The organism is Tenacibaculum skagerrakense, from assembly GCF_004345825.1.
Classification (GTDB): Bacteria; Bacteroidota; Bacteroidia; order Flavobacteriales; family Flavobacteriaceae; genus Polaribacter; species Polaribacter skagerrakensis.
The window spans coordinates 206,278-222,247 of record NZ_SLXM01000001.1 but is presented as its reverse complement, the minus strand read 5'-3'; the positions used below and the strand labels follow the sequence as shown (position 1 = coordinate 222,247).

The following is a 15,970-nucleotide window of genomic DNA, read 5'->3' as shown; positions in this document are numbered from 1 at the left end:
ACTACAATCATGAAAACAAAAATATTATCATTCGTAGCAATTTTAGCAATGGTGTTTGCTGTAAATGCTCAAAGAGATTTAAACCAACAACCTACACCGGGACCAGCGCCAAAAATTAAGTTAGGAAAACCAGAAAAATTTAAACTTCCTAATGGCTTACAAGTAATTATGGTTGAAAACCACAAATTACCTAGAGCTTCTGCAAGTTTAACTATTGACAACAAACCTGTTTTTGAAGGAGACAAAGCTGGTTTATCTAGCATGATGGGAAGTTTATTAGGAAACGGAACTACGTCTGTTTCTAAAGATGACTTCAACGAAAAAATCGATTATTTAGGAGCTAATGTAAACTTTTTCCAAAGCGGTGCTTTTGCTTCTTCATTAAAAAGATATTTTCCTGAAATTTTAGGCTTAATGGCAGACGGAGTTAAAAACTCAGTTTTTTCTCAAGAAGAATTTGACAAAGAAGTTGAAAGAACTTTAGAAGGTTTAAAAAACAACGAGAAAAACGTTACTGCTATTGCTCGTAGAGTAGAAGATTATTTAACGTATGGTAAAAACCATCCTTTTGGAGAATTTACAACTCCTGAATCTGTAAAAAACATTACGTTAGAAGATGTTAAAAATAACTACAATACGTATTACAGACCAAACAATGCTTATTTAGTAATTGTTGGAGACATCAACCCAAAAGAAACAAAGAAGCTAGTTACAGAATTATTTGGTGATTGGAAAAAAGGAACTATTCCTGCTTACACTATGCCAAAAGCTACAAACCCTGAAACTACTGAAATCAACTTTATTGATATGCCAAACGCAGTTCAATCTGAAATTGCTGTGGTAAACAATATTGACTTAACGTTGGGAGATAATGACTATTATGCTGCTTTATTAGCAAACAACATTTTAGGTGGTGGTGGTACTGCTCGTTTATTTATGAACTTAAGAGAAGATAAAGGGTATACTTATGGATCTTACTCAAGATTAAGTCAAAGTAGATACGCAGGAACTTTTAGAGCTACAGCTAGTGTTCGTAACATGGTTACAGATAGCGCAATGGTTGAATTACAAAAAGAAATTAATAAAATTCGTTATCAAAAAGTTTCTGAAGAAGAGTTAAAAAATGCAAAAGCTAAGTATGTTGGAGATTTTGTAATGGATGTTCAAAAGCCTAGAACAGTAGCTAACTTTGCGTTAAACATTGCTCGTTACAACTTACCTAATGATTTCTATGAAAAATATTTAGAAAACATCAATGCTGTTACTTTAGACGATGTTCAAAATGCTGCGATTAAATATTTCAGAGGAGATAAAGCTAGAGTTTTTATTACTGGTAAAGGAATTGAAGTTCTTAAAAACTTAGAAAAAACTTCTGATTACGCTATTAAGTATTTCGACAAAGAAGGAAACGCTACTACAAAGCCAGAAATGAGTTTACCAATTCCTGCAGGAGTTACTGCTAGCACAGTTGTAGATAACTACTTTGAAGCTATTGGTGGTAAAGATAAAGTTGCTGCTGTTAAATCTGTAATGATTGTTTCTAATGCACAGGTTCAAGGTATTGAACTTACTTTAACGAGTAAACAAGCAAGTCCAAATAAAACTTCTGTGGTTGTTTCTGGAATGGGACAAACATTTAGCAAGCAGGTTTTTGATGGTTCTAAAGGATATTCTGAAGCTCAAGGTAGAAGAAAAGAGTTAGAAGGTAAAGATTTAGAAGACGCACAAGCTAGAAAATCTCCTTTTGAAGATGAAGCATATAAAGCTGGAGAACTTGTAAGAATTGAACCTATCGATGGAAACAATGCCTATGTTATTAAATATAAAGACACTGAGATTTTTTATGACGTTAAGTCTGGTTTAAAGGTAAAAGCCGTAACGACTGCAAAAGGCCCTCAAGGAGAAGTTAAAGTTCCAAGAACATTTAGCGATTACAAAGAAGTAAATGGAGTTAAATTCCCTCATAAAACAGGTGTAAAACAAGGTCCGATGGACTTAAACTTCGAAGTAAAAGAAATTAAAGTTAATGAAGGTGTTACTGACGCAGATTTTCAGTAAATCGAAATAACTTCAAAAACTAAAAGAGTCGAAAATATATTTCGGCTCTTTTTTTATTTGTTTTTATTAACCATATAAACTCCAAATAAAATAATTACTCCAGCAACTAATTGAATTACACTTAATTTTTCTCCATCTAAAATTCCCCACATTACTGCTACAATAGGAATTAAATACGTTACAGATGCTGAAAACACAGGAGAAGAAATCTGAATTAATTTATTGAACATTATTTTCGCAAAACCAGTTCCTACGATAGCTAAAATAAGAATGTAAAGCAAGGCAGGCTCTGTAGTTTCGTTTAATTCAAAAGCAGAAAAGAAATCTGTAAAAAACAACACCAAAAATGCTGGAATTATAATCAAAATAAAATTCCCTGTAGTTATAGCTATGGCGTCTAAATCTTGCAAATACTTTTTAATAATATTCACATTAAAAGCATAACCAATAGAAGAAATAATAGGCAACAAAGCAAACCAATAATTTTGATTCGGATTTAAACTTGCTCCTTTCATAATTAAAATTAAAGTCCCAACTAAACCAATTAAAATTCCTATGAGCTGTTTTTTTTGAAATATAAACCCAAAAACTAAAGTTCCTACAATAAGTGTATTGAAAGGAGTTAAGGAATTAAGAATAGAAGCAATTGAACTGTCTATTTTATCAATAGCGAAAGCATACAAGAAAGATGGAAAAAGAGTTCCTAAAAGCGCGCTAAAAAAAACATATTTCCATTGTTCTTTCTTAATTTTTTTTAAGCTTTTAAAACCAATTATCAACAGAAAAAAAGCAGTAATTAAAATTCTTAATGCTCCTACTTGAATTGGACTTAAACCTAAAAGTGCTTTCTTCATTAAAATAAAAGAACTACCCCAAATTAAAGAAAGCATCAGTAGTACAAACCACTTAAATTGATTTTTATTCATCTCGTCGTTTAAAAAGTAAAATTCGTCTATTTTAAGCACATTAGAATCTTTTTTTGATAAATTTGCGTAATAATTTAATAGATGTTTATAATGAAATTATTTAAATCAGTATTCGTCTTATTTTTAATAACTTCTATCATTACAAGTTGTAAATCAGAAGCAAAAAAAGAAGAGACTAAAGAAAATAAAGAAACTACAGTTGCTAAGGCAGAAATGCTTTCTTTAAACGTATCAGGGATGTCTTGTGAAATAGGATGTGCTAAAACAATTGAATCTAAGCTTGCTAAAAAAGAAGGTGTTTTAGAAGCTAAAGTTGTTTTTACTGATAGTTTAGCAACTATTAAATATGATGCCACTAAAATAGACAAAGCCAGCTTAATTGCTTTTGTAGAAGGAGTTGGTGATGGTCATACATATAAAGCTAGCGAATCTGCTATGAAAGTATGTTCTGAAGACTGTAAGGACAAAGAATGTGCTAAAGCCGATAAAAAAACATGTGCAAAAGAATGCAAAGATAAATGCTGTGCAACAAAAGAAGCTAAAAGCTGTGCAGAAGATTGCAAAAAAGAATGCTGTGCAAATGAGGCGAACAAACAAGCATGTGCGGAAGATTGCAAGAAAGAATGTTGTGCTGATAAAAAAGCATAATTTAAATTCATTTTAAAGAAAAGCGTCCTAGATTGTAGGGCGCTTTTTTTGTGCTTTTAATGTATCTTTGCAAAAACATTTTTTGATGAAAAAACACTTTCCTCGAATTGTAAAAATTACCTTAATTTCTGTTTATTTAATTTTTCTAGCTGGAGCTGTTGTTCGTATGACAGGTTCTGGAATGGGCTGTCCAGATTGGCCAAAGTGTTTTGGCTATTTAATTCCTCCTACCTCTGAAGAACAAATTACTTGGGAAGCAAATAAAGAATTTCAAAAAGGGATGATTATTGTGAAAGATGAAGTTCTTTTTGTAGCGGATGGTGATTTAACTACAGGTGCTACTTTTAATCCAAGCAATTGGAAAAAATACACCAAACACGACTATGCTAAATTCAATAAATACCATACTTGGACTGAATATATAAACAGACTTGTTTCTGTAGTGGCAGGATTTGTTTTCTTATTCCTTTTGTACGGAGCGCTTCAATTTAGAAAAGAAAATAAAACCATTACTATAATTTCATTTATCGCATTCTTCTTAATGTTGTTTGAAGCTTGGTTAGGAAAAACAGTTGTTGACACCAATTTAAAACCTACAATCATCACTATTCATATGGTTATTGGTTTAGTTATTGTTGCGTTGTTACTGTATCTTCGTTTTATTGTTACCGAAAATAACAACACGTATAAATTCGATTCATTATTCAATAAGTTATTAATCATCTCGGTTATTTTTTCTTTGATTCAAATAGCAATGGGAACACAAGTTCGTCAATTTATAGATGAACAAGTAAAACTATTTGGTTTTGATAACAAACAATACAGCTTATTAAACCCGAGTTTTAAGTTTTATTTTCATAGGTCATTTACCATTGCCATTGTGTTGGTAAATGTGGGTATGTTCTATTTAAATCAAGTTAAAAACTTAGGATATAAACTAGTTAATTGGATAGTTTTCTTAATCTTCTTAGAAACAATTACAGGGATTTTAATGTACTATGCTGAATTCCCTATTGGAACACAAGCTGTACATTTATTAGCTGGTGCCATTTTATTTGGATTACAGTTTTACTTGTGGCTACAAAGTAGAAAAGTAAAGCAATTAGCGTAGTTGAAGATGAATATGATCATCATGTCGAACTGCTTGACAACCATGGAATCTAATTTTAGAATTATTTAGTTTTAGTCTGCTTTTCAAATGTGGTTCAATAAAGATTTTGCCGATTTCTTTTTTTGATAAAAACAATTGGATTAACTCCTTATTTGCTTCATTAGAAAAACTAATATCTCTATGTATGGTTCCAAAAGTTAGATACTTTGGAAAATCGTATTGCCAATTTCCTTTTCGCTTACAAATCTCAATTTGATTGTATTCTTTATTTGTTGGGTTTTCATAAACGCCGTAACCACTAACTGATGGCTTTTTATTTGTCAGCTTCCCTTTTTCATCTACATAAATTAATGACAAATCAATCTTCTTCCCATCATTATGACTTAAATGAGGGAACAGAGGAAAACCTTTAAAAAAAGGGAAATTAGCATCTAAATAAACAACTTGTATTCCTGGATTATCTTTTTGAAAGCTATTAGAAACTGACTGTAAAATAGCATTCATTTCGGGGACTACATAATTTCTATTTGTTAGTGTATAAAAGAAAGATCTAGGTTGTAAATTCTTTGAATTGTAAATTTTTTCTCTACCAAAAATCGGAGCAACTAAAGGGATTACTAGATAGGTAAATACCAAATAAACTATTGAAAAATATGTGAACCTAATTTTTCTAGTTTTATTCCGTAGAGTTACAATTATAATTAGATAAACAACTCCTCCTATTTGAGTTAATACTGTTAAAAAAAGTGTTACGATTAGATGAAGAATTATTTTAAAAACATTCATTGCCTTTAAAATTATTCTTTCCACTCCAGTGTTTCCATCATACGAATCATATCTTGTTTGATATAATCTAAAGCAGGAAGTACACTATCATAATTTGGTTTTGAGTAAAAAAACAACGAAGCTTTTAAAAAATGCTTTGCGCTATCAGTTACATGAAACTGAACCTGAGAAGCTGCATTACCAGAAATATCATAGAGTTTCCCATAAACTCTTTTCTGGTTGTTTGAATAATCTCTTGATGAAATATTATCCGCCTTTATAGTATGTTCAAAAACCAATTTATCTGCTTCCATTAATAATTCTTTCAAATTATTTTGAATAGGTCGGTACGTAATATCAACAGACGCTTTTAGTTTCGGATACTTAATTTTTAACCAGTTTTTAGGAAGTGCTTCAACTGTTGTTGATGAAGGAACCTCAAAAGTATAAGGTCTGTTCTCAATAGTTTTCTCGTATTGTTTTTGAGGATACTGTAAACTTAAATAAGCTTTTGGCTTTGGTATAGTTTCTCCATTACAACTCACAATTACTAATGTTAAAAACAACAATATACACCTATACATTTCGAGTAACTTTTACTTGTTTAATTCTTTTTCTATCAAGAGCTTCTATAGTAAAAACGTAATTTTTAAAATATATTTTTTCTGCTCTTCTTGGAAATTTACCAGAAACTTCTAAAATGAAGCCTGCTAAGGTTTCACTTTCTCCTTTATCATCTTCAAAAATCGCTTCATCTTCATCTAGTACTCTACATAAATCTCTAACAGTAACTTTACCTTCAAAAACAAAGTTATTCTCATCAATTTTAGAATAGGTTAAATCATCATTATCAAACTCGTCATTTATATCTCCAACTATTTCTTCAATTACATCTTCTAGGGTTACAATACCACTAGTTCCTCCATATTCATCTACTACAATTGCTAAGTGATTTTTTTTATCTTGAAACTCTTTCAATAAATCATCTAACTTCTTGTTTTCGGGAACAAAGAATGGTTCTCTCAACAAATCCTGCCAATTAAACGTTTTTTTATTTAAGTGAGCTAATAAATCTTTAGCGTATAAAACACCAATAATATTATCAATGTTTTCATGATACACAGGGTTTCTAGAATATCCGTTATCTAAAATTATCTTTAAAACTTCTTCATAAGACTTATCATCTGAAATTGCACAAACATCGGTTCTAGGCTTCATAATCTGAACCGTTTCTGTATTCCCGAAAGTTACAATTCCTTCTAATATTTTTTGTTCATCTTTAGTGGTAGAATCTTCAGAAGTCAATTCTAATGCTTGAGATAATTTTTCTACGGAAAGATTATTGTTTTTATTACCCAACCTACTTTCTATGCTATTTGTTAGTCCAATTAAAGGTAAACTTAACGGTGTTAAAATGGTGTTTAGAAAGTAAATTGGTTTTGCCATAAAATTGGCAAACAACAACGATTTACGACTTGCATACACTTTAGGTAAAACTTCTCCAAAAAGTAAAATTAAAAAAGTAACTAAACCTACTTGAATAAAAACTTTTATTACTGATGCAGAAATAGTAACAAAACCTAACTCTATTGAGAAATTTAAGTTTCCAAACATAAAGTCTTCTAAAGATGCAAAAATCAATACTATGAGGATATTGATAAAATTATTTGTTACTAAGATGGTACCTAATAATTTTTTTGGGTTTTCTAGCAATTTAACTACCATGCTTTTCCCTTTAGTAGCTTCGTTTAACTCATCTAATTCGGTTTGTGAAAGAGAGAAAAAAGCTACTTCAGTACCAGAAACCAAAGCAGAACATATTAATAGTATAAATAATGCAATTAAACTAGATGTGGTTATAAATGTAGCGTTAGTAATGAATAAAAAATAGGGTTCCGGGTCCAAATTTTAAATTTTAATTAAACTAGAAAGGTAAATCGTCCTCTTCATTAGAAATAGGAGGTACTGTGTTTTGAATTGGTGCTGACGGATTCATGTTTGTGCTCTGATTTAACTCTTTCTTTGTTGAAAGAAAGGTCATATCCTGTACATGAATTTCGGTAGTGTACCTTTTTTGACCATCTACTTCATATTGACGGTTTTTAATTCTTCCTTCAATATATACACGATCTCCTTTGCTTAAATATTTCTCGCAAATCTCTGCTAGTTTGTTTCGAACTACAATATTATGCCAGTCTGTATTAACTATTCTCTCTCCTGTTTGACGATTCGTATACGACTCATTAGTTGCTAATGGAAATCTTCCAATAGAATTTCCTCCTTCAAAATAATGCATTTTAACTTCATCACCTAAATGACCTAGTAAAATTACTTTATTAACTGTTCCTGACATCTTCTTACTATTGTGTAAAATCAAATATACAAATTATGTTATTCGATTTTTGAATATTCCTTTAAAAAATTACTAATTAGTACTGAAGTAGGAAATTGTTCTATGTCATTCCAATCAACTAAACTACCTTCTATGCTGTTTACTTTAATAATCCAAAATTTAGTGATTAAGTGTTGATGTGATAGTTTGTGTACAATTTCTTCTTTATTGAAAAGTGAGATTGATGCATCATTTGGAATGACTGCAGTAAACTCATCATTAGAAATTAATTCATCTACCGAAATATTTTTAGAAGTCTCCAATAATGGAAACTGATACAATCCTTGCCAAATTCCTTTTCCAGTTCTCTCAGAAAAAAGTGTTTTACCATCTTCAGAAATCACAACTAAATAGTTAAAATAACGTTTCTTTATCTTGATTTTTTTGATTTTTACTGGAAATTCACTCACCTTAGCTTTTTCAAAAGCAACACATTTACTCGCCAACGGACAATCATTACAAAGTGGATTTTGTGGTTTACAATGTAACGCTCCAAAGTCCATAATAGCTTGATTATACCTGCCTGGATTATCCTTTTGAATGATTGATTGCGCTAAAACTTTGAATTCTTTAATTCCTTCCGCAGAATTAATAGGCGTATCTATACCAAAAAAACGAGACAACACACGATACACATTCCCGTCTACAACAGCAGCTGGTTCATTAAAACAAATAGAAGCAATAGCAGATGCAGTGTAATCTCCTATCCCTTTTAGTTTAAGTAGTTCTTTATAAGAGTTAGGAAACTGTCCATGTAATTCATTTGCCACATATTTCGCTGTAAAGTGCAAGTTTCTTGCTCTAGAATAATACCCAAGACCTTGCCATAGCTTTAAAACCTCACTTTCATCAGCGTTAGCCAAATCAAAAACAGTTGGAAAAGCCTCAGTAAACTTTAAAAAATAAGGTAAACCTTGTGCTACTCGCGTTTGTTGAAGCATTATTTCACTCAACCAAACTTCATATGGACTTTGTGTTTTTCTCCAAGGTAAATCTCTATTGTTTTTTAAATACCAGTTTATCAAAGTTTTATAAAAAAACATTTCTTAAATTTAGGTTTTCGAAAATACAGTAATTAATTTATACTTTTTTTAAGAACAATTATTTTACGAATTGATTAATTATCATATATTTGCACGCTCGTAAAAACAAAATTCACATATAAAATATATATATAATGACTAAAGCAGATATCGTATCGAAAATTTCAGACAAAACAGGAATAGAGAAAGCTGACGTTTTAGCAGCTGTAGAGGCGTTTATGACTGAAGTTAAAGATTCATTAGAAAGTGGGGATAATGTATATTTAAGAGGTTTCGGAAGTTTTATTATCAAGACAAGAGCTGAAAAAACTGGTAGAAACATTTCTAAGAATACTACTATTAAAATTCCAGCTCACAACATTCCAGCTTTTAAACCAGCTAAAACTTTCACTGAAGGAGTAAAAGCTAAGGTTACTGTTAAGTAAACAATATTAACTCACTCTTTTTACAAGAGTCTATAAAACATTATTAACTATGCCAAGTGGTAAAAAAAGAAAGAGAGCTAAGATCTCTACACACAAAAGAAAGAAAAGAGCAAGAGCAAATCGTCACAAGAAAAAAAAGTAAGTAGTTTCTACTTACTTTTTTAGCTTGCTTTAAAAAGCACAAAGTTCTTTGAAATTGAGGTTTTATACCTCTTTGGTATTTTTAAAATACCTGCTTACAAAAATCTTAATCCGTTTGTATTTATGTACAAACACAAAATTTATTCAGATGAAAACAGAATTAATAATTCGTTCAAATTCTTCTGATATTGATTTTGCCTTATTAAGAGATGGTAGACTTGTTGAATTAAACAAAGAAACAAGCGACAATAAATTTTCAGTTGGAGATATTTTCCTTGCTAAAATTGGCAAGGTGATGACTGGATTAAATGCCGCTTTTGTTAATGTTGGCTATCCAAAAGATGGATTTTTACATTATCATGATTTAGGACCACAAGTTTTATCATTAACTAGTTTTATAAAGAAAGTAAGCACAGGTAAATTTAAAGAGTTCACTTTAAAAAACTTTCGTTTTGAAGAAGACATCGACAAAAACGGAGGTATTAACGACGTACTAAAATCAGGTCAAAATTTATTAGTTCAAATCGTAAAAGAACCAATTTCTACTAAAGGCCCTAGAATAAGCTCAGAGCTTTCTATTGCCGGTAGATTTTTAGTTTTAGTTCCTTTTTCTAACAGAGTATCGGTTTCACAAAAAATCACCGATAATAAAGAAAAAGAACGTTTAAAGAAATTAGCAAAAAGTATTAAGCCGAAAGGTTTTGGACTTATCTTACGTACAGTTGCTGAAGGCAAAAGAGTAGCTGAATTAGATAAAGACTTACAAAACTCACTCGATCGTTGGAAAACCTTATGCAAGAGAATTGCAAACACCAACACTCCTACTAAAGTACTAAGTGAGTTAGATAGAGCATCTTCAATATTAAGAGATGTGATGAACGATTCTTTTACTAATATTATAACTAATGATGAGAGTTTAAAAATAGAAATCAAGGAGTATTTACAAAAAATATATCCTGAGAAAGAAAACATAGTTAAACTCCATAAATCTAACGTTCCGATATTTGAAAAGTACGGTATTGAAAGACAAATAAAAACTTCTTTTGGTAGAACCGTATCTATGAGTAAAGGTGCTTATTTGGTTATTGAACACACTGAGGCTTTACATGTTATTGATGTAAACAGTGGCAATAGATCTAACAAAGCCAAAAACCAAGAAGAAACAGCGTTAGAAGTTAATTTGATTGCAGCTACTGAAATTGCAAGACAATTACAACTGAGAGATATGGGTGGTATTATTGTGGTTGATTTTATAGATATGAAGTCTGCTGAAAACAGACAAAAATTATATCAGCACTTAAAAGAAGCCATGTCTCTAGACAGAACAAAACATAAGATACTTCCTCCAAGTAAATTTGGACTAGTACAAATTACACGTCAAAGAGTTAGACCTGAACTCGAAATAAAAACTCGTGAACCAAATCCTAATAAAGATAGTGAAGTTGAAGCTCCAATTGTATTAATAGATGAAATTGAAGCTGAATTAGACCGAATTTTGAATAGCGATGTTGAATATGTTGATGTTACGTTAAATGTTCATCCATTTATTGCAGCATATCTTACAAAAAACATAAACTCTATTCGATTTAAATGGTTTCTTCGTCATAAAAGATGGATTAAAATTATACCTAGAGATGCTTATCAGTATTTACAGTATCATTTTTCTTACAAAAAGAAAAACAAGTGATAAGGCACTTTCTTATTAAGAAATAAAATCCCGCATGTTTCATTACGTGTGGGATTTTTTGTTTTCTAAAACCAAAAACCTAAGTTGAATAGTAAAAATCGGTCATTATGATCTGGTGACCACGCGTACTTTAATTCAATAGGACCTAAAATAGTTTCTAAACTATATCCCACTGCATAACCCGATTTCGTTTCATTAAGTAATTCTCCTCTATTTAGCACATTTTTACTTACCCTTGCATAGTTTGCTAAAACGCCTAAATGATGATTTTCAAATATTTTATAGCGAAAATGAAACTCAGATTTTAAAAAAGATTGATCACTTAATGACGAAATAGAATATCCGTAAAAAGGAATAAAGTTGTTGATGTAATTTTGATTGTAACCCCCTAAACGGTAATCAAAAATTTCTGAATCTTCTTCCCCTAAAGTAAATCCTGCCTCAGATATAAATTGGAAAGTCAATTTATCGTAAAATGTCTTAGCAAAGCTTAAGCGTCCGTCAATTTGAGAGTACTGGTTAAAACCAACACTTCCCAAGGCAAATTTATCCAAGCTTTCATTTCTATTAGAAAGTAAAAACCACCTAAATTTAGTACTCAATGAAAACCCTTTAGTTGGTAACGCATTTTTATCATGTGTATCTACATGTAAAAAGGCAAAAGGATTGAAATACACACTTTGATCAAATAAAGTTTCTTCATCATTTGTTAAAAAAGTGTCAGACGATACTTTTAATGTTTTTAATTCGATTCCTGCTCCAAAAGCAGTTTTTTTACTAAAAGTGGTTTGGAAATAAGCCTTGTTTGTAAAATCGCTGTAGGAAACATTGATTTTGTTTAAATTGTTCTCATTAAACAACACTTCAGAATTAAAAGAATTAAACCTCGATGCTACTCCAAAGCTCAATAAATAACCGTTATCAATTAAATATTCTAAGTCGTAACGAATATTATCTCCTATAACCACATCAAAAGATAATTCATCGTTTTTAAAAAACATTTTCTTGTGGTTATAATTTAGTAAAACCCCTGTTTTATATAAATTATCGTAATGAATTCCTAAGCTCAAAAAAGTTTTGATATCATTCTCTTTTACAATAATGTTAATCTTTTTTCCTTCAAAAGATTTCTCTAAACTGTAATCTACTCTTTGAAAATTTTTAGTAGCTGTTAATGCATTTATTTTCTTAGAAATTTCATGATACGAAACAGAATCACCTTCTTTTAATCGTAGCTTACCTAAAACATAGTCTTGCGTGTAGTTTTTGTTTCCTTTTAAAATAATTCGATCAATTAAAAACTTTTTATTTCTAGGCTTACTTCTAATCAGTTGTTTTTTAGACTTTAGATTCCCTTGCTTTTTGGCAATTTCTAAAAATATACTTCTGAATTGTTTTGCTTTTCTGTCTCCTTCTTTTAAAATAGCTTCTTTATCATCAAAAGAGACAACCGTATATTCGCTTATATCTGGGTGTATATGAATATCTAAATTGCCTATTTGTTCATCAGACTTTCGATACATTTGAAAATTTACAATCTGACTTAACAAAGAAGCAACTGATGTTAGTTCATCTCTTTTTAATAAAGTTCCTTGAACATTTACTCCAATTATTATATCAACACCTTTCTCTCTCATTCTATCTACAGGAAAGTTGTTAGCAACACCTCCGTCTACTATTAATCTTCCTTTTACTTCTACCGGATTTAATAATGTAGGAAACGAACCGCTTGCTCTTAAGGCCAGAGGTAAAGAACCATTTTCTAAAATAACTTCTTGTCCTGTTTCTATATCTGTACCCACACAAAAAAAAGGAATTGGTAACTTAGAAAAATCGGAAATTTCATCTACTGGTGATAATATTTCGGTAAGTAAATTCAACACATTTTGTCCTTTAGATAAACCTAATGGCAAGCCTATATTCCCTTTTTTAACTGGTAAGGTAACTGCTGTTTTCCCCAGAAAAACTTTTTCAAAATAAGGTGTTTCTTCTCTTGGAACATTATCTTGTATTACCGAAAGGAAATCAATATCCCTGATTAGTTTTTCGATTTGGTCTGCTGAATATCCTGCGGCATACATACCTCCAATAATAGCTCCCATACTAGTTCCTCCAATGTAGTCAATCTGTACATTGGCTTTTTCCAATTCTTTAAGAACACCAATATGAGCAAATCCTTTTGCACCTCCTCCACTTAAAACCAAACCGACTTTAGGTCGCTCTTGAGCATAGCTACATAAAAAAGCAACCAACAACAATAATGTTAGTTTCAGTTTCATCCTGTTATTGCTTGTCGTGAAAATACATGTAAATTTTTTGAGCTCTTGCATTACCAACCACTTCTATTAACTCATCTAATGTAGCAATTTTTACTCTTTTGGCAGATTTAAATTTACGTAACAAGTTTGTTATGGTTTGTTTACCAATATCTGGTATTTGCTCTAACTCAGACTGAATAGCACTTTTACTTCTTTTATTTCTATGGAATGTTATTCCAAATCGATGCGCTTCATTTCGTAAATGCTGAATGATTTTTAAGGTTTCAGATTTTTTATCTAAGTATAATGGAACACTATCTCCTGGATAATAAATTTCTTCCAATCGTTTTGCAATTCCTATAATGGCTATTTTTCCTCTTAAACCCAGTACATCTAAACTTTTTAATGCAGAAGATAATTGTCCTTTTCCTCCATCAATAACTATTAGTTGTGGTAATGGTTTGTCTTCTTGAAGCAATCTTTTATATCTTCTATACACTACCTCTTCCATAGAAGCAAAATCATCAGGCCCTTCTACAGTTTTGATATTAAAATGGCGATAATCCTTTTTACTTGGTTTACCATTCTTAAATACCACACAAGCAGCAACTGGATTTGTTCCTTGAATATTAGAGTTATCAAAACACTCTATATGAACAGGTTCTTCTTTCAAACGTAAATCCTTTTTCATTTGTGCCATGATACGTTTTACATGACGCTCTGGATCTACGATTTTAATCTGTTTAAATTGTTCTTGTCGATAATATTTAGCGTTTCTCAGCGATAAATCAACTATTCTCTTTTTGTCTCCTAGTTTAGGTACCGTCACTTTTACATTATCGCCTAAACTTACTTTAAACGGAACGTAAACTTCTCGTGATAACGAATTAAATCGCTGGCGAGTTTCAACAATAAATAACTCTAATAACTCCTTATCTGTTTCGTCTAACTTTTTCTTTATTTCGGTTGTGTATGATTGGACAATAGATCCATTCATTATCTTTAAAAAGTTAACATATCCGTGAGTTTCATCAGAAGTAATTGAAAACACATCCACATTATTTATTGATGGATTTACTACCGTAGATTTTGCCTGATAATTCTTTAACGATTCTAATTTATCTTTAATTTTTTGTGCTTCCTCAAACCTCATCTCCTTGGCAAAGTCGAGCATCATATTCTCTAAGCTTGTAAGGCTTTCTTTAAAATTTCCTTTGATAATGTCTCGAATTGCCCTAATATTTTGAACATAATCATTTTCTTCTTGTAATCCTTCACAAGGTCCTAAACAGTTTTTTAAATGATATTCTAAGCATACTTTATACTTGCCTGTCTCAATATTTCGCTCGCTTAAATCATAATTACAAGTACGTAACGGATACAGTTCTTTTATTAAATCAATTAAGGTATTTACCGTTTTAACATTGGTATAAGGTCCAAAATATTCTGAGCCGTCTTTAATTACCCTTCTGGTTGAAAATATTCGAGGAAAACGTTCGCTTTTTATACAAATCCAAGGATAGGATTTATCATCTTTAAGCAACACGTTATATTTAGGTTGATACTTCTTTATTAGGTTGTTTTCTAACAATAAAGCATCGGTTTCGGTGTTTACTACGATGTGTTCTATTCGAACAATTTTTTTAACGAGTACTCTTGTTTTTCCGTACTCATGATTTTTAGTAAAATACGATGCAACTCTCTTTTTTAAATTCTTAGCTTTCCCTACATAAATAATAACATCGTCTTTATCAAAATACTGATAAACTCCTGAAGAATTTGGCAATGTTTTTACTTGAAGTTCTAAAGATGGTGACATAGAACGAAGTTACAGTTTATTTGAATATTATCATTGAATAAATTAATTTTGTCAAAAAATTGTAAATGAAAGATTTAATTATACTCAATGGAGGAAAACGATCTGTATTTCACAGAATAATTGCCGCAACATTATACGCTATTATCTTTTTTGTGTTTGTTTTTTCATTTCGAGAAAGCCCTTTACAAATTGGAAATGTTATTCTAAATTTCACAGTACCAAAAGCAATACAAATAAACTGCTACATGCTGTTTTTTGCATTTCGATATTCAACCGTAATACATCATCACTTTAATTTAAAAGACAAAAAATATAGAAGATATTACGCTATTGGCCCTGTAGGATTTGGTTTATGGAAAGACCTTACTACTCTTAACTATGCAGCTACCAATCATAATAACAACAATATATATGAGGTGATCCTTTGGGATGAAAAAAACAACCGTTATAAAGTAGGTTTTTTTAAACATCTAAAAGATGCTCAAGAAACTGCAAAAATGCTAGCATATGAATTTGGAATTCTCTTTTATGATAAAGAGAAAAAAGAATTAATAAAAATTACAGAAAGAAATTAAGTACCAAAGGTGGGACTCGAACCCACACGTTCTTGCGAACATCGGATTTTGAATCCGACGTGTCTACCAATTCCACCACTTTGGCTTTAGAATAGAACTGCAAATCTAACAATTAAAATAAA

The 15,970-nt window shown here is 30.8% G+C and carries 14 protein-coding genes and 1 tRNA gene; 6 read left to right on the top strand and 9 right to left on the bottom strand.

Going from position 1 to position 15,970, the window contains the following annotated elements; genetic code table 11:
• Nucleotides 1-9: 9 nt before the first annotated feature.
• Nucleotides 10-2,058 (top strand): M16 family metallopeptidase, encoded by a 2,049-nt coding sequence (locus EV195_RS00955; RefSeq protein ID WP_132791631.1) that lies wholly within the window; start codon nucleotides 10-12, stop codon nucleotides 2,056-2,058.
• A gap of 53 nt (nucleotides 2,059-2,111) precedes the next feature.
• Here EV195_RS00955 and EV195_RS00950 read toward each other — a convergent pair whose 3' ends face one another.
• On the bottom strand, nucleotides 2,112-2,984 hold the full coding sequence (locus EV195_RS00950; RefSeq protein WP_132791628.1) for a DMT family transporter: 873 nt from the start codon (nucleotides 2,982-2,984) through the stop codon (nucleotides 2,112-2,114).
• Nucleotides 2,985-3,074: 90 nt separating this feature from the next.
• Here EV195_RS00950 and EV195_RS00945 point away from each other — a divergent pair, with 90 nt between their 5' ends.
• Together EV195_RS00945 and EV195_RS00940 are read left to right on the top strand one after the other, a co-directional pair.
• Complete coding sequence (locus EV195_RS00945; RefSeq protein ID WP_132791625.1) at nucleotides 3,075-3,632, top strand: cation transporter; 558 nt, start codon at nucleotides 3,075-3,077, stop codon at nucleotides 3,630-3,632.
• A gap of 85 nt (nucleotides 3,633-3,717) precedes the next feature.
• Entirely contained in the window at nucleotides 3,718-4,743 is a 1,026-nt protein-coding gene (locus EV195_RS00940) for a COX15/CtaA family protein (protein ID WP_132791622.1), read from the top strand.
• Here the strand turns inward: EV195_RS00940 and EV195_RS00935 are convergent.
• From EV195_RS00935 to mutY, 5 genes are read right to left on the bottom strand one after another with little or no spacing between them, the layout of a single operon-like run.
• A complete protein-coding gene (locus EV195_RS00935) occupies nucleotides 4,735-5,553 on the bottom strand; it encodes a hypothetical protein (protein WP_243693041.1) in 819 nt (272 codons plus the stop codon). The two genes, EV195_RS00940 and EV195_RS00935, sit on opposite strands and share 9 nt — an antisense overlap.
• On the bottom strand, nucleotides 5,541-6,092 hold the full coding sequence (gldD, locus tag EV195_RS00930; protein ID WP_132791619.1) for a gliding motility lipoprotein GldD: 552 nt from the start codon (nucleotides 6,090-6,092) through the stop codon (nucleotides 5,541-5,543). The genes EV195_RS00935 and gldD overlap by 13 nt, the downstream gene beginning before the upstream one ends.
• Complete coding sequence (locus EV195_RS00925; protein ID WP_165915664.1) at nucleotides 6,085-7,413, bottom strand: gliding motility-associated protein GldE; 1,329 nt, start codon at nucleotides 7,411-7,413, stop codon at nucleotides 6,085-6,087. The genes gldD and EV195_RS00925 overlap by 8 nt, the downstream gene beginning before the upstream one ends.
• Before the next feature lie 19 nt (nucleotides 7,414-7,432).
• Entirely contained in the window at nucleotides 7,433-7,861 is a 429-nt protein-coding gene (locus EV195_RS00920) for a single-stranded DNA-binding protein (protein WP_132791616.1), read from the bottom strand.
• A gap of 38 nt (nucleotides 7,862-7,899) precedes the next feature.
• Nucleotides 7,900-8,943 carry an A/G-specific adenine glycosylase gene (mutY, locus tag EV195_RS00915; RefSeq protein WP_132791613.1) on the bottom strand — a complete coding sequence of 348 codons (1,044 nt, stop codon included), beginning with the start codon at nucleotides 8,941-8,943 and terminating at the stop codon, nucleotides 7,900-7,902.
• Between the two features lie 134 nt (nucleotides 8,944-9,077).
• Between mutY and EV195_RS00910 the strand changes: the two genes are divergently transcribed.
• Together EV195_RS00910 and EV195_RS00905 are read left to right on the top strand one after the other, a co-directional pair.
• On the top strand, nucleotides 9,078-9,368 hold the full coding sequence (locus EV195_RS00910) for an HU family DNA-binding protein (protein WP_132791610.1): 291 nt from the start codon (nucleotides 9,078-9,080) through the stop codon (nucleotides 9,366-9,368).
• A 289-nt stretch (nucleotides 9,369-9,657) separates the two neighbouring features.
• Entirely contained in the window at nucleotides 9,658-11,196 is a 1,539-nt protein-coding gene (locus tag EV195_RS00905) for an Rne/Rng family ribonuclease (protein ID WP_132791607.1), read from the top strand.
• 65 nt (nucleotides 11,197-11,261) lie between these two features.
• On the opposite strand, the gene EV195_RS00900 is transcribed toward EV195_RS00905, so the two are convergent.
• Nucleotides 11,262-13,475: a patatin-like phospholipase family protein gene (locus tag EV195_RS00900; protein WP_132791604.1), complete on the bottom strand. Its 2,214-nt coding sequence runs from the start codon at nucleotides 13,473-13,475 to the stop codon at nucleotides 11,262-11,264.
• A 4-nt stretch (nucleotides 13,476-13,479) separates the two neighbouring features.
• Nucleotides 13,480-15,273, bottom strand: a complete 1,794-nt coding sequence (uvrC, locus tag EV195_RS00895) for an excinuclease ABC subunit UvrC (RefSeq protein WP_132791601.1) — start codon at nucleotides 15,271-15,273, stop codon at nucleotides 13,480-13,482.
• Nucleotides 15,274-15,338: 65 nt separating this feature from the next.
• Here uvrC and EV195_RS00890 point away from each other — a divergent pair, with 65 nt between their 5' ends.
• Entirely contained in the window at nucleotides 15,339-15,848 is a 510-nt protein-coding gene (locus EV195_RS00890; protein ID WP_132791598.1) for a hypothetical protein, read from the top strand.
• A gap of 1 nt (nucleotide 15,849) precedes the next feature.
• Here the strand turns inward: EV195_RS00890 and EV195_RS00885 are convergent.
• A tRNA-Leu gene (locus EV195_RS00885) sits at nucleotides 15,850-15,933 on the bottom strand.
• Nucleotides 15,934-15,970: the final 37 nt, after the last annotated feature.

Coding starts and splice junctions, on each gene's coding strand:
- EV195_RS00955 (WP_132791631.1), top strand. CDS start 10: ATGAAAACAAAAATATTATCATTCGTAGCAATTTTAGCAATGGTGTTT.
- EV195_RS00950 (WP_132791628.1), bottom strand. CDS start 2,984: ATGAATAAAAATCAATTTAAGTGGTTTGTACTACTGATGCTTTCTTTA.
- EV195_RS00945 (WP_132791625.1), top strand. CDS start 3,075: ATGAAATTATTTAAATCAGTATTCGTCTTATTTTTAATAACTTCTATC.
- EV195_RS00940 (WP_132791622.1), top strand. CDS start 3,718: ATGAAAAAACACTTTCCTCGAATTGTAAAAATTACCTTAATTTCTGTT.
- gldD (WP_132791619.1), bottom strand. CDS start 6,092: ATGTATAGGTGTATATTGTTGTTTTTAACATTAGTAATTGTGAGTTGT.
- EV195_RS00920 (WP_132791616.1), bottom strand. CDS start 7,861: ATGTCAGGAACAGTTAATAAAGTAATTTTACTAGGTCATTTAGGTGAT.
- mutY (WP_132791613.1), bottom strand. CDS start 8,943: ATGTTTTTTTATAAAACTTTGATAAACTGGTATTTAAAAAACAATAGA.
- EV195_RS00910 (WP_132791610.1), top strand. CDS start 9,078: ATGACTAAAGCAGATATCGTATCGAAAATTTCAGACAAAACAGGAATA.
- EV195_RS00905 (WP_132791607.1), top strand. CDS start 9,658: ATGAAAACAGAATTAATAATTCGTTCAAATTCTTCTGATATTGATTTT.
- EV195_RS00900 (WP_132791604.1), bottom strand. CDS start 13,475: ATGAAACTGAAACTAACATTATTGTTGTTGGTTGCTTTTTTATGTAGC.
- uvrC (WP_132791601.1), bottom strand. CDS start 15,273: ATGTCACCATCTTTAGAACTTCAAGTAAAAACATTGCCAAATTCTTCA.
- EV195_RS00890 (WP_132791598.1), top strand. CDS start 15,339: ATGAAAGATTTAATTATACTCAATGGAGGAAAACGATCTGTATTTCAC.